This window comes from Nostoc sp. C057, assembly GCF_013393925.1.
Classification (GTDB): domain Bacteria; phylum Cyanobacteriota; class Cyanobacteriia; order Cyanobacteriales; family Nostocaceae; genus Nostoc; species Nostoc muscorum_A.
Genome location: NZ_CP040281.1, coordinates 7,020,149 through 7,037,821, shown reverse-complemented (window position 1 = coordinate 7,037,821; position 17,673 = coordinate 7,020,149). Strand labels below are relative to the sequence as shown.

General features: G+C 41.4%; 11 protein-coding genes and 1 riboswitch. Of the genes, 7 read left to right on the top strand and 4 right to left on the bottom strand.

Features of this window, described 5'->3' with window-relative positions; all coding sequences use genetic code 11:
* Positions 1-644: 644 nt before the first annotated feature.
* Both FD724_RS29815 and glpK read left to right on the top strand, forming a co-directional pair.
* A complete protein-coding gene (locus FD724_RS29815; protein WP_179075107.1) occupies positions 645-1,814 on the top strand; it encodes a PAS domain-containing protein in 1,170 nt (389 codons plus the stop codon).
* A 130-nt stretch (positions 1,815-1,944) separates the two neighbouring features.
* Positions 1,945-3,459, top strand: coding sequence for a glycerol kinase GlpK (gene glpK / locus FD724_RS29810; protein WP_179075106.1), 1,515 nt, complete (start codon positions 1,945-1,947; stop codon positions 3,457-3,459).
* Positions 3,460-3,463: 4 nt separating this feature from the next.
* Here the strand turns inward: glpK and FD724_RS29805 are convergent, their stop codons facing one another.
* A complete protein-coding gene (locus tag FD724_RS29805) occupies positions 3,464-4,750 on the bottom strand; it encodes an MFS transporter (protein ID WP_179075105.1) in 1,287 nt (428 codons plus the stop codon).
* A 1,018-nt stretch (positions 4,751-5,768) separates the two neighbouring features.
* On the opposite strand from FD724_RS29805, the gene argC reads away from it, so the two are divergent.
* The gene (gene argC / locus FD724_RS29800) at positions 5,769-6,737 is read left to right on the top strand and encodes an N-acetyl-gamma-glutamyl-phosphate reductase (protein WP_179075672.1); all 969 of its coding nucleotides are present in this window, start codon (positions 5,769-5,771) and stop codon (positions 6,735-6,737) included.
* 170 nt (positions 6,738-6,907) lie between these two features.
* Here argC and FD724_RS29795 read toward each other — a convergent pair whose 3' ends face one another.
* Positions 6,908-7,906: a DUF1350 family protein gene (locus FD724_RS29795; RefSeq protein WP_179075104.1), complete on the bottom strand. Its 999-nt coding sequence runs from the start codon at positions 7,904-7,906 to the stop codon at positions 6,908-6,910.
* A 984-nt stretch (positions 7,907-8,890) separates the two neighbouring features.
* A riboswitch (cyclic di-AMP (ydaO/yuaA leader) is annotated at positions 8,891-9,105 on the top strand.
* A 161-nt stretch (positions 9,106-9,266) separates the two neighbouring features.
* Here FD724_RS29795 and FD724_RS29790 point away from each other — a divergent pair.
* The 4 genes from FD724_RS29790 (at position 9,267) to FD724_RS29775 (ending at position 12,921) form a co-directional block, all read left to right on the top strand.
* A complete protein-coding gene (locus tag FD724_RS29790) occupies positions 9,267-10,538 on the top strand; it encodes a glycosyltransferase (RefSeq protein WP_179075103.1) in 1,272 nt (423 codons plus the stop codon).
* Between the two features lie 104 nt (positions 10,539-10,642).
* Entirely contained in the window at positions 10,643-10,840 is a 198-nt protein-coding gene (locus FD724_RS29785) for a hypothetical protein (protein ID WP_179075102.1), read from the top strand.
* 622 nt (positions 10,841-11,462) lie between these two features.
* Positions 11,463-12,104 (top strand): microcompartments protein, encoded by a 642-nt coding sequence (locus FD724_RS29780; protein WP_012408263.1) that lies wholly within the window; start codon positions 11,463-11,465, stop codon positions 12,102-12,104.
* Positions 12,105-12,114: 10 nt separating this feature from the next.
* Positions 12,115-12,921, top strand: a complete 807-nt coding sequence (locus tag FD724_RS29775) for a pentapeptide repeat-containing protein (RefSeq protein WP_179075101.1) — start codon at positions 12,115-12,117, stop codon at positions 12,919-12,921.
* Between the two features lie 373 nt (positions 12,922-13,294).
* On the opposite strand, the gene FD724_RS29770 is transcribed toward FD724_RS29775, so the two are convergent.
* Both FD724_RS29770 and FD724_RS29765 read right to left on the bottom strand, forming a co-directional pair.
* Positions 13,295-14,482 (bottom strand): glycosyltransferase family 4 protein, encoded by a 1,188-nt coding sequence (locus FD724_RS29770; protein WP_179075100.1) that lies wholly within the window; start codon positions 14,480-14,482, stop codon positions 13,295-13,297.
* A gap of 224 nt (positions 14,483-14,706) precedes the next feature.
* Positions 14,707-17,373 carry a PAS domain S-box protein gene (locus FD724_RS29765; RefSeq protein WP_179075099.1) on the bottom strand — a complete coding sequence of 889 codons (2,667 nt, stop codon included), beginning with the start codon at positions 17,371-17,373 and terminating at the stop codon, positions 14,707-14,709.
* Positions 17,374-17,673 lie beyond the last annotated feature (300 nt).

Sequence of the window (17,673 nt, the reverse complement as noted above, 5' to 3'; positions counted from 1 at the left end):
TAGAATTCCGTTTGGTATTTTATATGACTGGCAAACTTCAGTTTTCCTTTGCCCTGTGCTAAAGAATTCTATAATTGATTTTAAGATCGAAAGACTTTGATTCCCTACTTTTTACAGAAGTTGGAAATCTTGTTGTGAAATTTGTTATCAATAAATGTATTTATAAGCACAAACAAACTTAACTTAGATTATATGTCTTTGGTAGTAGTAGCTTGATTCTTGTGATGGAAGTTGGGGAAAATATTATCAGTTATTCTAGGTAATATTGAAAACAATTATCATTAACACTAAATCATTCATTGGGGGAATGACAAAGTGGCTTAAACAATAGTGAAAAATTCAGTTTGAGAACGGGGTTTTTCTGGTTATGCTGTCTTATCTAAGTTTGTATACTAGTCCTAATTTTTACTGGCTTATTAGCTTGATTATAAATGAGCCTAATTTGAGGTCAGCAAGTTAGGCTCTCTTATTGGATGATTTTACCGAATTGTCCCACCAAAGGTAGACGTAATAACTAGCAAAATACCGTAAGCTTAATTGTATCAAAGTATTCAAATGTTTGCAAGTATCAATAGACACTCTATAATTTCTTACTAATAGATTTTTTTTGCTCAACCTCTGCAAATAAGTAGCGGCAATTTAAGGTGAACATAGAAAAATTTATCCAACGTACAGAAATATTGCACAAGCGTTTAGCAGATTTATACCAAACTGCTAGTGTATTACCTTGGATTCCAACGGATCTACTGCCGCAAGCTTTAAAGGAACTCTATAACACCTTAAAGATAGTACAGTTAGCGGCACAAGAACTGTATCAGCAAAATGAGGAACTATTAGAAACACGAAATAGGCTAGAAGCAGAACGCCAACATTATCAAGACTTATTTGAGTTTGCGCCGGACGGCTATTTAGTAACTAATACAGAAGGAATGATTCAAGAAGCTAACCATACCGCAGCGAGGTTGCTCAATGTTTCAAAGCATTTTTTGGTGGGTAAACCAATGATGAACTTTGTTCCTCTAGGAGAACGTCAACAGGTTCGCTGCGAACTCATCCAGTTATCTGAATCAGACAGAGTTAAAGAGTTATTGGTACGCTTGCAAAAACGTCATGGTGAGTTTTTTGATGCAGCTTTGACAGTGACAGTTGTCCGCAATCAGCAAGGTAAGGCAATCTCTCTGCGTTGGATAATGCGTAATATTAGTGACCGTCAGTATTTAGAATCAGGAATAGTCAATAATGACGGCGATTTGTTCAACGATCGTCAAGTGCATAAACATTCCAAAGGAGAAACTATTCCACTCAATCCACTAGTAATTTGGTATGTTTCTCAGGGTTTGGTCAAACTCAATACTTACTGTGAAACGGGTGAAGAAGTGTTGATAGGATTGGCAACAGCAGGAATGGTTTTTGGCTCTAGTTTGACTTCTTTAAATATCTACCAAGCAACAGCTTTATCTGATGTAAAATTAGTATCAATTTATGCGGCAGAGATAGAGGCTTCTCCAAATCTGAGCCATACGCTTTTACCAAAAATCAATCAGAGGTTACGGCAAACAGAATCTTTTTTAGCTATTTCTGGAAGGCGACGAGTACAAGAGCGCTTGCACTATCTATTAGAACTTTTGAAACGAGAAGTGGGTGAAACTGTGCCGGAGGGAACTCGCCTAAGTGTTCGCTTTACTCACGAAGATATTGCTAGCACCTGTTGTACTACCAGGGTAACAATTACACGATTGATGGGCAAATTACAAGAAGAAGGTATTATCAGTTTTGATTCAAAAAAACACATTATCTTGAGAGATTTCCATTAATTACAGATGGGGATCTGGTGAGAAAAGATGACCTAAATGTACACAAAATAATGTATATGTGATTTAATACGCATTTCTAAAATCACTATGCCTAGGTTGGGCTACACCTACGCAGTATGTCAAAGCAGCTATGCACACACTTGGCAACACAACTTTATCATCGGGCTACATCTTAGCACTGGACTTAGGTACAACAGGCAACCGCGCCTTTGTGTTTAACGCAGACGGTAAGATTGTTGGGCAGGCATACAAAGAACTAACTCAGTATTATCCTCAGCCTGGATGGTTAGAACATGACCCTCAACAAATTTGGCAAGATACCTGTTGGGTGATAGAAACCGCCATTAAGAATGCCCAGATTTCTCCATCTACGATCGCAGCATTAGGACTAACTGTACAGCGTGAAACCTGCTTGATTTGGGACAAAACTACTGGTAAACCACTCCATAGAGCGATCGTTTGGCAAGATCGTCGCACTGCTCCCCTTTGTCACGAGTTAAAAGAGCAAGGCTATGCTGATGAAATTTACGATCGCACCGGATTAATCATTGATGCCTATTTTTCTGCTACAAAACTTAGGTGGCTATTAGATAAGTTTACGGATGTTGATCTAAACAATGTCTTAGCAGGCACTATTGATACCTGGGTACTATGGAACCTCACAGGCGGGAAAGTCCATGCTACTGACCACAGCAACGCCAGCCGGACAATGTTGATGAATCTCAAAACCTGTGATTGGGATGAAAATCTACTAAATCTGTTTCAAATTCCGGCTCATATTTTGCCCCAGATTCAGCCGAGTTTAGGAGTATTTGGAGTTACTGATGCAACTTTGTTGGGCGCTGAAATTCCGATTACTGCGATATTGGGGGATCAACAAGCGGCTTTATTTGGTCATGGTTGCGATCGCCCCGGTTTGATGAAATGTACTTACGGAACTGGTAGCTTTTTGGTAGCTCACACAGGCAATCGAATTGTGCGATCGCACGATCAACTTATTTCTACGGTGGCATGGACACAAGCAAATCCAAGCGGAGCATTGGATGTAGGTTATGCCTTAGAAGGTAGTATGTTTACCAGTGGAGCTTGTATTCAATGGTTGCGCGATCGCCTCAAGCTGATTAAAACTGCTGCTGAAAGTGAAACGATGGCAAATCAGGTGAAAGATAATGGCGGAGTCTACTTTGTGCCTGCATTTAGTGGACTGGGCGCACCATATTGGGATATGAGTGCTAGGGGAGCTTTTTTCGGCATTACCGCCAGTGTTCAACCAGAGCATCTAGTACGCGCCGTGTTGGAAGCGATCGCATATCAAGTTCTGGAAGTAGTACAGGCGATTAATTCATCTAGCAGTACTCCCGTTGGTCGATTAACCGTAGATGGTGGTGCTTGCGAGAATAATTTCTTGATGCAATTCCAGGCTGATGTATTAGGTATTCCAGTTGAACGGCCGATAATGCGCGATACGACCGTTCAGGGTGCAGCATTTGCAGCAGGTTTAGCTATAGGATTTTGGGAGAGCTACGAAGCGCTGGTGCAGCAACGGCAAATTGAGCGTGTGTTTGAACCGAGGAGCGATAAGCCATTATCTAACTTTGATACTTGGCAAAAAGCAGTGAAACGCACTCTGGCTTGGGAGGAGTAAATGCTTACTGCTCAGGCAAAACTTCAACTGAATGGTTATTAAAATTTTGTTCCAGATAACGTGGATCGCGCACTCCTACGTGCAAAACTAGTGCTGTAACTAATCCACCTATAGCTGCCACCAAGAAAGCAGTTCTATAGTCAATATTATCCACTATCCATCCACCTAAAAGGGGAGCAAGCATTGTAGCAGGGGCAACAAGGGTATTACCAAGACCAATATAGGCTGGTCGTTGACGCTGATTACCAAACTCTAAGGTCATTACCGCAGCAATATTTTGCAGAGCGCTCATACCTATTCCCGCTCCTATAAATACCAAGTAAAAACAGTTTACATTTGTTGCTAGCCCAGCTAGAATCGCGCTGAAAGCACAAACAACAGAACCAACTTCCAAGACCAACTTGTTACCCCAGCGATCGCCTACCCAACCCAAAACCAATCCAGCAATAGTTTGCGTTCCCATCAGCACGCCAGTAATTAACCCAATAGATGCTTCTCCCATACCTTGATGGTGTACGGCATAAAGTGTATAAAAGGGAAGTGGCATTAGGGCTAATTGTGAAAGCATACGTGCGATCGCAAAGTAACGGAAATTCTTATCGCACCGGAGAATCACATTAAGACTGTCCCAAAATTCACGTCTAGTTTCAATGGTCGATAATGAGTTGTTTACTGGCTCTCGCGTCCTAGACATAAAAAACCAAGATAGAGCCATCGCAACGCTGGCACACAAAAAACAGAGAACAAAGTTAAATGGCTGGGCAATTTGCTTGAGTAGTAAACCAGCACTCAAAGCACCAATGATACTCATCAGATTAGCAGCCGCAGCTAAAGCACCGTAAAAAATGCCAAGCCTTCCCGATGGAACAATTTTAGCAACCATACTTTGCCAAGCAGGAGCGCTAAATCCGCTACCTAGTCCCTGCCAAATGAGGATGGCGAATGTCAAATATAAGATAGTTTGGTGATTGAGTTGTAGCTCTAATAAAGCAACTAGTGCTAATCCTAAAAAAGGAAGTTTTTGGTGAATTGTCAACCACATTACAGTTGGTTTGTAATACTGTAATCGAGCTATTCTATCAGCTGTTAATAGCTGAGGTAGTTGCCAACCTAAACGCGGAATAGCTGGGATCAGACCGATGAGCAATGCAGAATTTGTAAAACCACTAACAAATAGAGGGATAATCGTGATATAGGAGGCAAAACCAGCTCCTAAACCAAAAAATGCACTTTCAACAACATTGACGGTCAAGTTATGACGAAGGTCTTTTTGAATTTTAGAGTTAGGCATTTTTATAGATACTGCAAGTGTAGGTAAGTTTTTATTCCATACCAAAATCCGGCTTGAAAAATCCGCATTTAGAGTGTTAAAAATTGGGAAAATAAAGCTATGAGAAATCTATATCTCAGTTGAAAGAGCGATAAATACCTGTGTTATTTATTACTGTTTTAGTTCAGATTATTTCGGGTATTGTTTCTCTAAAATAGGATAAATACTTTTAAATTTTCTAGTTTTTTACTCACGGGTGATTTTGGTAAACTGGGACAGTATTTTAAACAGGTTTATGTTCTTTTCTTAAGCGCTTAGTAAGTGCTAAGTACCGAACAAAAATCTGAGTTCCATAGATTGTTCCCAGATGCCGCACTTAAATCATCAATTGGAAAATATTTTTGTAAAAAATCTCAAGTTATGAATCTGCAAGGTTTTTAGCAATTTACACTCCAACAATTTGGAATAAATACTGTAAACCGCGATTGTACTGAGAGATGGGGAGAATAAGTCAGGTATTGTCCAGGTGTATTTAGCAGTAGGATGAGGGCAAAGTAGAACTTGGAAACAGATCATCAAAGGGTTGAATGGCACGCTTGGTAAGCTGAAAGCCTTGCATTAACAAGGCTTTTGGGAAATTATTCCTGGTGAAGATGAAGAATACGCCAAGTTGAGGTGGTACTCATACGTGCGATCGCAAAAGATAGAAAGCGATAAAATACTGGTGTAAAGCCCAAGTATGGGAAGAAAGTGTGACTTCTTAATGCCAAGTCTGCGGAGTTTTTCAGTCGGTAATTATCTAATTTTTTACCACTTTATAAATTAAAGGATTGAAACCATCCGTTTTCTGCATAGGAGAAGAGACATTTAAAGCCTTTTTGAAGATCCTTCAGAAAGTGCAGAGTAAACAGTTGCGAGTCAGAGTTCCCCAGAACTATTGCGTGGTAAGTTTGATTTGGGGTGTAAATTCCCATCTTAAACTTTGATAACTAATAGCTGTTTTAAAATACTACTGACATCTAAGGATACTCCCCGCATGATTACTAAACCTAAGATTTTCATTGATGGCGAATCAGGAACCACAGGCTTACAAATTTATTCACGTCTTAATCAACGGGATGATATCGAGTTAGTTAGCATTGAGACATCTAAACGTAAAGATGCAAATGAGCGAGCTAAACTAATCAATGCCGTTGATGTTATTATTCTCTGCCTACCTGATGATGCAGCCCGCGAAGCTGTTAGCTTAGTAAGTAGTACTACGGTTAAAATCCTTGATGCTAGTAGTGCCCATCGGACAGCTAATGGCTGGATATATGGGTTCCCCGAACTCAATCCAGGACAGCGAGAGAAAATCGCCAGCGCTCAGTTTGTCAGCAATCCAGGTTGTTATCCCACAGGATTTTTAGCCTGTATCCGTCCGTTGATTGCTAAGGGACTTTTAAAAAATAATTTTCCCATCACCGTGAATGCAGTATCAGGTTACTCAGGTGGCGGAAAGAATCTTATCAAACAATACCATACCTTCCATGAACAGCAAGCCGGGGGTGAGTCACTATATCCTTATGGAATCTACGGTTTGCAGTTTGGACATAAGCACGTCAAGGAAATGCATTATTATTCAGGGTTAGCATCGCCGCCACTATTTGTCCCTTCAGTAGGGGATTTTGAGCAAGGGATGCTAGTTCAAGTGCCTTTGCCGTTAGGAACTTTGGATAATCCACCATCAGGTGAGGTAATCTATGAAGCGATCGCTGATTACTACCAAGGTGAAAAGTTTGTGCAGGTTGCTCCATTCCAAGATTCTACTCTGCTGCGAGACGGAATATTTTTGGATGCGATTGCAGTGAACGGCACTAATATTGTTCAGGTTTTTGTATTCGCCAATGACACCACCAAAGAAGCATTGCTAGTTGCTCGTCTCGACAACTTGGGCAAAGGCGCATCAGGAGCCGCAATCCAAAACCTAAACATCATGCTGGGCTTTCCTGAAGAATTGGGATTGTGATGAAAAAGCATTAGGGAATGGGGAAGAAGCAGGGGAGCAGGGGGAGCAGGGGTAGAATTCGTAACTCCTAACTCTTCACGGGCTAAACGCCCCGCTATCGCTAACGGAACTGTTTTGCCCAATGTCCAATTCCCAATTCCCAATTCCCAATTCCCAATGCCCAATGCCCATTATTTTGATTCTTCTTTGAGTGCCTCAAGTAATTCAATTACATGATGCTCAAAGTCTCTATTTCGATCTTGAACTGACTCAATTAAAGGTTTATCAAAAAGATTAATGACAGTATTACCTAATTGAATACCTAAAGGTTTTAAATGCCCACCGTCTAAAGTTTCGATAAATTTTTGAGGCGGTCTTTTCAAAATATCAGTAAACCATTCACAGGTTAACTTAGCAATATTATCAGACTTAAAACAGACTAAACCCATGATATTAAATAACCCACTATCCTTGATTAAATTCTTGGTTTCTTCAGGGTTTGGTTTCACACCCCAACCAAGATTATCGATGATATCGGCTAAAAATTGAGGGCGAATTGCGCTGGCTGTATCGCTAATATCAGGAGCTAAGAGGATAGAAACTTGCCCTCTAATAAAGACACTATTAATTTTAATTTCCCGACCTACGTAACTATAAATTAGTTTCTGATCTTCTATAATTTTTCGTTTAAGTTCCTCAACGAGAATGTTAATATCTTTAATTACACTTTCTATTTGGGACTTATCTGAAGTATGAGATAGCAGATTCCGAATAAAAGTTTCTCTTTTTTTAATATCATCTGGCAGAGCAGTAAATCCTTCTAAGAGGGAAATATATTTACAGCCAAGGCTATGTCCAATCCAAGAAAAGTTTTTATCATCTAGATAGGCTTCATAATCATATCTCTCAACACTTGCCATCCTTACAAGCTCTGGCAAAATCTCATACTGCTCTCTCATCAAAAAACCAGCTTCTACATAATGGTTGAAAGTAAAATTAAACGGCAGAAGAATAATCGTGTATCCCTGATTAAATAAAGACTGAAGTAGATAGCGATAAAAAAGCATGGGGCCAAATGTACCAAAGAAAGCCCCTGCAATAAATTGAATTACTCCTTTAGGCTGTGGATGCAGAGCAACCCAACTGTGAGAAACGGGTTTAAATCTCAGTTTTAAATTTGTATTAACCATGACTTAGCAACGAGTTCATCTCATTTTGATAGGTGTATATATGACTCATATCTGATTTTTGAACAAGATTTCAGATAAAACCCTGATAAAATAGGCTTTTCAGTCTCAGGATGTTTTCAGAAATCAAATCGGAGTCCTATACTTAATCTCCAAACTGATGTTGCTGCTTTTCGGATTCTTTAAAAAATATTTTCCCAAAACTGAGATACTCGGCTCAATAACATAGTAAAGGTTTGTACCTCTCAAACCATTTATGAAAGAGAGATATTACGATTCTCTAATAAAATTTACTTATAAGACTTCAAGGAGTTGATATCTTCATAGCCAGTATAAATATTGATATTGCCAAATTTAGATGATGCCACCTGGTCTACAAGCTGATGTGGCTATTACCTTAGCTAAGATTTTAAATTTGAATATTCCCCATCAAGGAGAACTTATAGGTCTTGTTTCAATACAGTTCGGATAAGCATTTTTCACTTTCCTTGTGGTCTGGGTAAAAGGGAAAGGATGTATTCAAAACCTTTTCCCTTTACCCTTTAACCGAACCGTATTGGGTCGTGTTTTACATGAATCTTTGGTCAAAGGAGTCAAAAAAGTTACTTTTAAATCTAATACTTTGACATCCCAACCAAGCACTAATGGATTAAAAATGATCCTGAAGTATCAAGCTGTTGGCTCAAATCGATATTTTGACGTTGCTGGTTTTCCTGGTTGGATGCTTGGTTTAGCAAAATAGTACGCCATTGCTATATTTAACTCTTGGAAACTCTCAAAATTATTTCATTCCCAGAAACTAAAGAAAATGTAGCAATCAACATCAGTAAGTATCTTTTTGAGAGCTTCTCAATAACACTAACTTTCCCCTACAGTCTGATTCTTCAAAGCTAGTTACAAAGCGCTTTGAAGTGATTAGCATCACCATTTTTTTGTTCATACTGTTGACATAGTTGATGACTAAAGGTTATAAAACTTTAAGAAAAATAAATCAGTCTGCCTAATCCACTATATTCCCAACAAACATTTGTAAAGGGTAAACCGGAGCGGAGGAACCAAACCTGGGGCGTATTTTGAAGAAAGTTAATAGTTAATAGTAAGGAGTTAAAAGTTACTAAACTCACAACTCATAACTTTCTTAAGAAGGACATCTCTCAGTCCTAGCCCGTCAGCTAACTTCGTCGGCATTGAGAAGAGACTGAACGAGCAGCATTCTTAACAAGTAATGCCTTGTTCTCGTCAGTGTCCTTTGGCTGGTAACTTTGCGGTTCGTTGTGCCTGCCCTCGGCCTTGAGAGAGGATAATAATATCTTGATTTCTGGCGTTTGAGGCAGGATTATTTGCCTTGAGGTGAAAATCAGCTATGTTCCAGAATAAGAAACATCGCATTGCCCTAATTTCTGTTGATGGCGACCCTGCTGTTGAAATTGGTCAAGAAGAAGCTGGGGGTCAAAATGTTTATGTGCGTCAAGTAGGTTATGCCTTAGCCCAGCAGGGTTGGCAAGTGGATATGTTCACTCGTCGTAGTAATCCTGAACAATCTGCGATCGCTCAACATAGCCCAAACTGTCGTACTATTCGGTTAAAAGCTGGCCCAGCTGAGTTTATCGGGCGAGATAACTTGTTCGACCATTTACCTGAATTCATCGAAGAATTCCAGAAATTTCAGCAGCGCCAAGGGTTTCATTACTCCTTAATTCATACCAACTACTGGTTATCATCTTGGGTGGGTATGGAATTGAAAAAGCAGCAACCCCTGATTCAGGTACATACTTACCACTCTTTAGGAGCCGTTAAATACAGAAGTATTGGTGATGTTCCCGTAATTGCAGCCCAGCGATTAGCTGTAGAAAAAGCCTGCTTGGAAACTATAGACTGTGTAGTTGCAACCAGTCCGCAAGAGCAGAAACACATGCGGGTACTTGTTTCTAGCAAGGGAAACATTGAAATGATTCCCTGTGGCACCGATACTGACAAATTTGGGGGAATTCAGCGAACTGCGGCGCGAGAAAAGTTGGGAATTGGCCCAGATGCCAAAATGGTTCTCTATGTTGGTCGTTTTGACCGCCGCAAAGGAATTGAAACCTTAGTAAGAGCCGTTGCCAAGTCTAGTTTAAGAGGTGAAGCTAACCTCCAGCTAGTTATTGGTGGTGGTAGCCGTCCCGGTCAGAGTGATGGAATAGAACGCGATCGCATTGCTAGCATCGTGACTGAACTCGGATTAGAAAATTGTACAACCTTTGCCGGTCGCCTAGATGAAACTGCTCTCCCCTTCTACTACGCCGCCGCTGATGTCTGCGTAGTCCCTAGCCACTATGAACCTTTTGGTTTAGTTGCTATTGAGGCAATGGCTAGTCAGACACCAGTCGTAGCTAGTGATGTTGGTGGGCTACAGTTTACTGTTGTACCAGAAGTTACAGGATTACTTGCACCTCCTAAAGATGAAGTAGCTTTTGCTGCTGCTATAGACCGCATTCTTGTCAACCCAGCTTGGCGAGACCAATTAGGTGAAGCGGCTCGACAACGGACAGAAATTGCCTTTAGTTGGTACAGTGTCGGATTCCGACTGACTCAGCTTTACACTCGTTTGTTGGCTCAAACTGCACCCAATACCCAACTCCGAATTGCAGCTTAATTTTTACAGCTTTGTGCGCGGAACTAATATCATCAGAGTGATTTTGCCGCGCCCAAATAGCCAACGACAAACTACTCAACCTAGTTAATTAGGAAGTCAGAATTATGTTGCATATCGGGGATTATGCTTTGCATCAAAGAACAGGGCAAATTGGTCAAGTTTTCGGTTATGGGCATGAGGTAATGGATGGAGTGTACATAACTACCCTCAAAGTCAGAGTGAGCAAGCATAAAGGAACTCGTCGTCAAAGCAGATTTCTCGAAGATGCTTACTCCAGATGGATACTGGCAGAGGCAGAATAAGGGACTTACAGCGAAAAAACATCCCATCTCCGAATATCACAACTGTGCGTACATACAAATAATTTGGGATAATTTATTTTTTGGAAGTCCCTAAACAAATAGATTTGTTTTTCTATTAAACGCAGAAAAACAAATCTAGTTGTCTATCGCAAAAGTTTTGATAGGTTTGTAGTAAGCACTTTAGTGCTTGAATATTTGAGGACTAAAGTCCTCACTACAAACGTATTTACCACTCATAACTAATGCGATAGACAAGTAGTAGCATTGTCAATTTAATTGGCTGCGGTTTTGGCAGTATTTTGAAGATAGCGGGAAAAGTTTAGTGAACTTTTCCCGCTTCAGTTTAGCTAAAGACTTTTTTTGTCACATTAACTCGATCGGTAAATCAAAACAAGCATTGCCCGATTTAGACATTGCAGGCAGCGATTTGTGCGTAATAAAGCTTGTACAATTATCAAGGCGGTTTTTACTGCCAGAATACTTCTCAGGTGTAAAATTTATCGACAGCAAAATTTTTCTACTTTGTATTTTTTCATGCTTCACTTGTGGCAAAAATTACCCAAGTTAGGCACTCATATCTTGCAATAGATAACTTTTACCCTTATGACTGGAGAGCAAAATCTTGGGAATAGAACTACGCAGTTTCGTATTTCTCGACAACCTGCAACCTCAACATGCAGCATATATGGGAACAGTAGCCCAAGGCTTCTTACCATTACCAGGGGATACATCACTGTGGATTGAAATCTCTCCTGGTATCGAAATCAATAAGATTACGGATATAGCCCTGAAATCTGCCTCTGTCCGTCCGGGAGTACAGGTAGTTGAACGACTATACGGACTATTGGAAGTTCATTCTAGCTCCCAAGGTGAAACGCGAGCTGCTGGTCAAGCAATTTTGGCGGCACTAGGAGTCAAAAGAGAGGAATGTCTGAAACCGCGTGTTATTTCTAGTCAGATTATCCGCAACATCGATGCTTATCAAACACAACTGATTAATCGCACGCGCCGGGGACAGCTACTACTAGCAGGACAAACACTATATGTATTAGAAGTGGAACCTGCTGCTTACGCCGCACTAGCTGCCAATGAAGCGGAGAAAGCGGCGAGGATTAACATTCTTGAAGTTCAAGCTGTAGGTAGCTTTGGACGACTTTACTTAGGTGGGCAAGAACAGGATATTCTAGCAGGTGCGGCGGGAGCTTTAACGGCCATTGAAAGTGTAGCTGGCCGAGCAAATCCTCTAGGTGGTCGTCAGGAGTAAAGGAGAGAAAATGGCAAATCGAGAGCATCTAGCTTTACTCAAAGCAGGTGCAGTGACATGGATTGAATGGAGAAAGAGAAATCCTCAGATTGAACCAGACCTCAGTGCTGCAAATCTGCAAGGGCATAACCTCAGAGGCGCAAACCTCCAGGGGGTAAATTTGAGAAAGGTAGATTTAGGTAATGCTTTACTGGTGCGAGCAAACCTCAGTGGTGCTGACCTCAGTAGTGCCAACCTCAGCAAAGCGTTTCTCATTGAAGCTAACTTGAGTGATGCTAGCTTGAGTGTTGCTAACTTGAGTGGTGCTATACTTACGCAGGCAGATTTGAGCCAGGCTAATTTGATTGGAGCCGATTTGAGTGAGGCGAATTTGAGAGGCGCTGCGATCGCTCATGCTAATCTAATTGGAACTGACCTAAAAGGCGCTAACTTGAGAGATGCTGATTTAGGTGCAGCGAAGCTAATACGGGCGAATCTATCTTTTGCCAACCTGATTGAAGCTAACTTGATTGAGGCTGACCTCAGCGAAGCAAGCTTGTACGAAGCGGAAGTATTGGGGGCTTATCTTTATAAAACTGACTTATACAAAGCTAATTTGAATAAGGCTCGCTTCAGTGGTGCTTACCTGTTGCGGGCTAACTTAAGTCAAGCTGACTTGAGTCAAGCTGACTTGAGTTGGACTAACCTGAGAGGCGCAAATTTGGCAGGGGCAAATCTCAGAGGAGCCAACCTGAGAGGAGCCGACATAAGGGGAGCTAACCTCAGTGGCGTAAATCTTCAGGAGGCAATTATGCCTGACGCTTCAAAGCACGATTAGTTAGGAACAAAAGGTAATTGTGTTGATTGTTACAAGGTTGGCGGTAAGCGTAAAGCTCAGTCACTTCAGTACTGAGATATAAGCGACGTGAGCAGTAATAAAGGCAAATGAAAAATCCGGTTCCTTCCCCTTTACAAAGGGTTTGAGGCTCTATTGGGCGTAAGTCCTACTTATTGAAGAAATCGCCTCTGTGAAAAGTCTCTTAGGGACTTCCAAATAAAACAATATCCCAAAACTAACGCAAATAATTCTCTCTATCTCTTCTCCCTCTGTGTTGCGCCAGTTGCTTCAAGTCGGGGAACCCGCCCAACGCACTGGCTTCTCTGTGTCTCTGTGGTTCGTTTATTTGGATAATTTATTTCTTGGAAGTCTCTTACCAGGAAATTTGCGATCGCTCTTGCACAACTCGCTGATATACTTCTTGAGTTTGCCTAGCTAATTTCGGCCAGCTAAACCGCCGCTCTAAATCCTCATAAGCGTTATCCACCAGCCATTGTCGATAACCTGGATTTTTCAACACTTCCAAAATTCCCCAAGCTAAAGAGTCGGAATTGTTCACCCAAGTAACAATGCCTGTTTTGGTATGTTGCACTACTTCGGGAAAACCACCTGTATCGGAAACCACTACAGGCACGCGAGAAGCAAAGCTTTCTAAAGCTACAATTCCAAAGGGTTCGTAAAGACTAGGAAAAACGGCACAGTCAGCAACAGTTTGGAATTTATCTAAGTAATCATCAGAGAGAAAACCTGTAAAATAGCAATGATGCCAAATTCCCAAATCCCAGGTTTGGCGCTTGAGATGGTCAGTATTGCCGCCACCAACGATGACAAATTTAACGTTACCTCCCATTTCCGAAAGGATTTTGGGTGCAGCATTAAGTAATATCGGTACACCTTTTTCGTAGGTCATGCGACCGAGGTAGTAAACGATTTTCTCATTGTCTGTAGCAAATTGGCGGCGAAAATCTAGTGCATGAAAATCTACGTGATGCTGTTTCTTTTCGGCTCTGATACCGTTATAGATAACATCGATTTTGTCCCAAGGACTGTACAATGCTCGTTCTACCTCTTGGCGCATATAGTCGCTACAAACAATAATTCGCCAAGCATTATAAGCTAGCAAGGTTTCTTTGCCATTTATATAGCCTTGAACCTCTGTGTGAATACCGTTATAGCGTCCGTATTCTGTAGCATGAATTGTGGCAATTAGTGGTATTTTAAAATTATGCTTGAGAGCGATCGCAGCATCTCCAACTAACCAATCGTGAGCATGAATTAAATCAAAGGGCCCTTCCTCCAAGATCAACTTACCACCGTGATCTCCCATACTCAAGTTGAGATTCACTACCCAGTGGAAAAAGTCGTTACTATGTGCCACTGGCACCCGATGTACCTTTACTCCTTCAACCACCTCATACATCGATGCGTGACCAAACTCCGCCGTAATCAGATGGACTTCATGTCCTAGCTTTACCAGTTCCGGGTACAATTCCGCTACATGTCGCGCAATTCCCCCAACAATCCTTGGCGGAAACTCCCAACTCAATACCAATATCTTCATCTGTTAGACTCCCCGACACTTTACAAATATCTAAACAACTACATTTACCTAAAAATACAAGTCTGGCGAATGCAGTGAGTACTTTTACTAAATTTTTAGATTTTTTAACAGTTATTTTGTTAAAGCTTATCAAAGGTTATCAACTGTGTGCTATCGATAGGAAGCAATGTATGATGCTAATTCGTAATTTAAAACACTTGAGTGCCCGTTTTGTAACTCAGGCTTTAAGAAGGGGTAACGACGCAAACAGTATGAACTCGATCGCGTCCTTGCTGTTTGGCTATATAGAGTGATTTGTCCGCAGCATTAATCAAGTCTTGCGGCGAAGTTTCGGAATTTGGCACAATGCTGGCAACACCTAGACTGACAGTAACGTGATCGCACACACTAGATTGAGCATGGGGAATGGTCAAGTCATAGACTGCTTGTCGAATAGTTTGAGCTACAGAAATTGCTCCTTCAATCTCTGTATTAGGCAGAATCACAGCAAATTCTTCGCCGCCATAACGAGCTACTAAATCGGCTGGACGCTTAATAACACTTTTAAGCGCACTCCCCAATTGCCGCAAACAATCATCTCCTGCTAAATGCCCGTAAGTATCGTTGTAGCGTTTAAAAAAATCGACATCGAACAAGATTAAAGACAACGGCATTTGCTCGCGTTTGAGTCGATGCCACTCATTCTCAAGATACTGATCGAATCGACGACGATTGGCTATTTGAGTCAAGCCATCTAACGTGGCCAATCTTTGCAGTTCTTCATTGGCAGCTTGTAATTGCTGGTAGAGTACTGATTGATGAATAGCGATCGCTACCTGACTGGCTAACTGCTGCAACAAATTAACTTCAAATGCTTGCCAGTAACGAGGTGCGCTACACTGATGAGCAATGAGTAAACCCCACAGATGCTCCCCATTCAAAATCGGTACTACCATCGCAGCCTTGATTTGATAGAGTTGTAATAACTCAAAAACATCGGCTGAAAGATCAGACTCCTGAATATTATGCAGGACTGTGGGTAATCCCTGATAATAGTAGCTAAAATCTCGTGTTCTCGAAAATGGGTGCAGTGTCTGCTCTAATCTCTGCGGGTAGTCATCACTCAGCGATTCTGCCGCAAAATAGCCATTTCCGTCAGATTCCAACTGGTAGATTGCTACGGAATCTGAACCCAAACACTCTCGAATACTGTTGACTGTTGTATTCAGAACCTCCTCCAAATTCAGTGATTGCCGAATCTGTTGAGTTACTTCAGTAATTAGCCGTTCCCCCTCTGCCTGTTGTCGCAGCAATTTTTCAGCTTGTTTGCGAGTGCTAATGTCTTCTACCGAGCCAAGAATCTGTATTGGAGTGCCGCTAGCATCTCTGGCAAATACGACTTCTCGTGTATTCAGCCAAAGCCACTCCCCATTTTTGTGTCGGAATCGGTATTCGGTGGAAAGAACTTCGTTGTCGCTAAGGTTGACGAAGCGACTTGGTACGTCATAGCAGAGGTGTTGGTCGTCTGGATGAAAGCAATTTAGGAACCACTGCGGATCTGCGTTACAAAATTCCTCTGGAGAGTAGCCTAAAATACTAAGACTTTTTTGGTTAAGATAAATGCTTGTTCCTTTTAAGAGGTCAAATAAATACAAAATATGCGGTACGGTATTAGCAACCTTTTGGAGAAAGTCTTGACTTGAGCGCAATGCCTCTTCAGCTTTTTGACGTTCGCACAGCGCGGCTTGATATTCACTAATATCTCGTCCCTCAGAAATAAGTAATGTTACACACCCTGTTTCATCGAATATGGGACGTAGTGAAAAATCAATTGCGATCGCTCCATCGTCTCGATCCAAAACGTCAACTTCATAGCGAATAGATTCACCATTAGCAGCAGCTGCGATCGCAGTTTTTAATTGTGCTTGTGTCTCTGAAGAAATTGTCCACCATTTTGCTTCCCAAAATGGCTTCCCGACTACTTCTTCTCGAGTAATCCCAGCAAAGTCCAGTGCTGTTTGGTTAGCTTCTAATACAATTCCATTGGGCTGAAGCAATCCGATAAACTGATTGGTTTGATTGAAAATCGCTCGGAATTTTTGCTCATTTTCACTTAATGCTTCTTCTACCTGTTTGCGGTCAGTAATATCTCGCCCAACAGATTGAAGTTCTACAAGAGTACCCTGATCATCAAATATGCCTCGAATAATCCAATGCGTCCACCGCACGCCAAGGCTTGCTATGGCCCGATTTTCAATGGCAATCACGGGATTTTCGGAACTAATGGAATTTACCAGACTAAACACACGTTCCCGGTCTTCCTCAAAGACAACAGGTTCGTAGTGTTGGGCAATAATCTCTTCTCGCTTCAGCCCAAAAAATCGACAGAAAGCTTCATTAACAAAGGTAACAATACCATCTGGTGAGCCTCTAGCAATCAGTTCCGTTTGATCTTCGAGGATGGCACGATAACGCGCTTCGCTCTCTTGCAATGCGGCTTCTGCCTGTTTGCGTTCGCTAATATCGAACACTAAACCCTGAAGTACCTGAGTTTGTCCATCCGCACAGAGAACAAGATTAGCTTGATCCCGCACCCAAATTGTTCTACCATCGCGCCTCATCATTCGATACTCGACCCTCAAAGGCTCTCCGGTGGTGATTGTCGTGTTTACAGCTTGCCAATAGCGATCGCGATCGTCTGGATGAGTGTAATTTAACCAACTGTTAAAAAAACCGTGATGCCAATCTTCGGGAGCAATGCCTAACAATTGTTGCAGTTGCGGACTAATATAAGCTTCTTGAGCAGTGCTATTAATCGGTAAAATATAAACAACGCCCGGAATTTGTTCTACCAGAGTGCGGTATTTTTGCTCTGCCTCAGAGAGTTCTTCTTGGGCTTGCTTGCGACTCATGATGTTTTGAATTTCTACAATAAATATATATTTTGCTGTTAGAAATCCTGCATTAGAGGCACGCTCAAGGATTTTTGAGCCAATGGCTAGTTAGTCTCTGGCTTTCTGAAAGCTAAACCTACCAGCAGCAGGCTGAAACTCTTACGCTTGAGGCTGCTGTTGACAGCCTTTGTAATTAAAATTAACAGATATTGAAAAAGAATTCAGAATTCAGAATTCAGAATAAAAAATTTTGGTGGGGGACTGAAAATAGTAGATTCAGACACTTTTGCTAGCTTGCTGCTTTGCAGGAGTATGCGG

Coding starts and splice junctions, on each gene's coding strand:
- glpK (WP_179075106.1), top strand. CDS start 1,945: ATGCACACACTTGGCAACACAACTTTATCATCGGGCTACATCTTAGCA.
- FD724_RS29805 (WP_179075105.1), bottom strand. CDS start 4,750: ATGCCTAACTCTAAAATTCAAAAAGACCTTCGTCATAACTTGACCGTC.
- FD724_RS29795 (WP_179075104.1), bottom strand. CDS start 7,906: ATGGTTAATACAAATTTAAAACTGAGATTTAAACCCGTTTCTCACAGT.
- FD724_RS29790 (WP_179075103.1), top strand. CDS start 9,267: ATGTTCCAGAATAAGAAACATCGCATTGCCCTAATTTCTGTTGATGGC.
- FD724_RS29785 (WP_179075102.1), top strand. CDS start 10,643: ATGTTGCATATCGGGGATTATGCTTTGCATCAAAGAACAGGGCAAATT.
- FD724_RS29775 (WP_179075101.1), top strand. CDS start 12,115: ATGGCAAATCGAGAGCATCTAGCTTTACTCAAAGCAGGTGCAGTGACA.
- FD724_RS29770 (WP_179075100.1), bottom strand. CDS start 14,482: ATGAAGATATTGGTATTGAGTTGGGAGTTTCCGCCAAGGATTGTTGGG.
- FD724_RS29765 (WP_179075099.1), bottom strand. CDS start 17,373: ATGAGTCGCAAGCAAGCCCAAGAAGAACTCTCTGAGGCAGAGCAAAAA.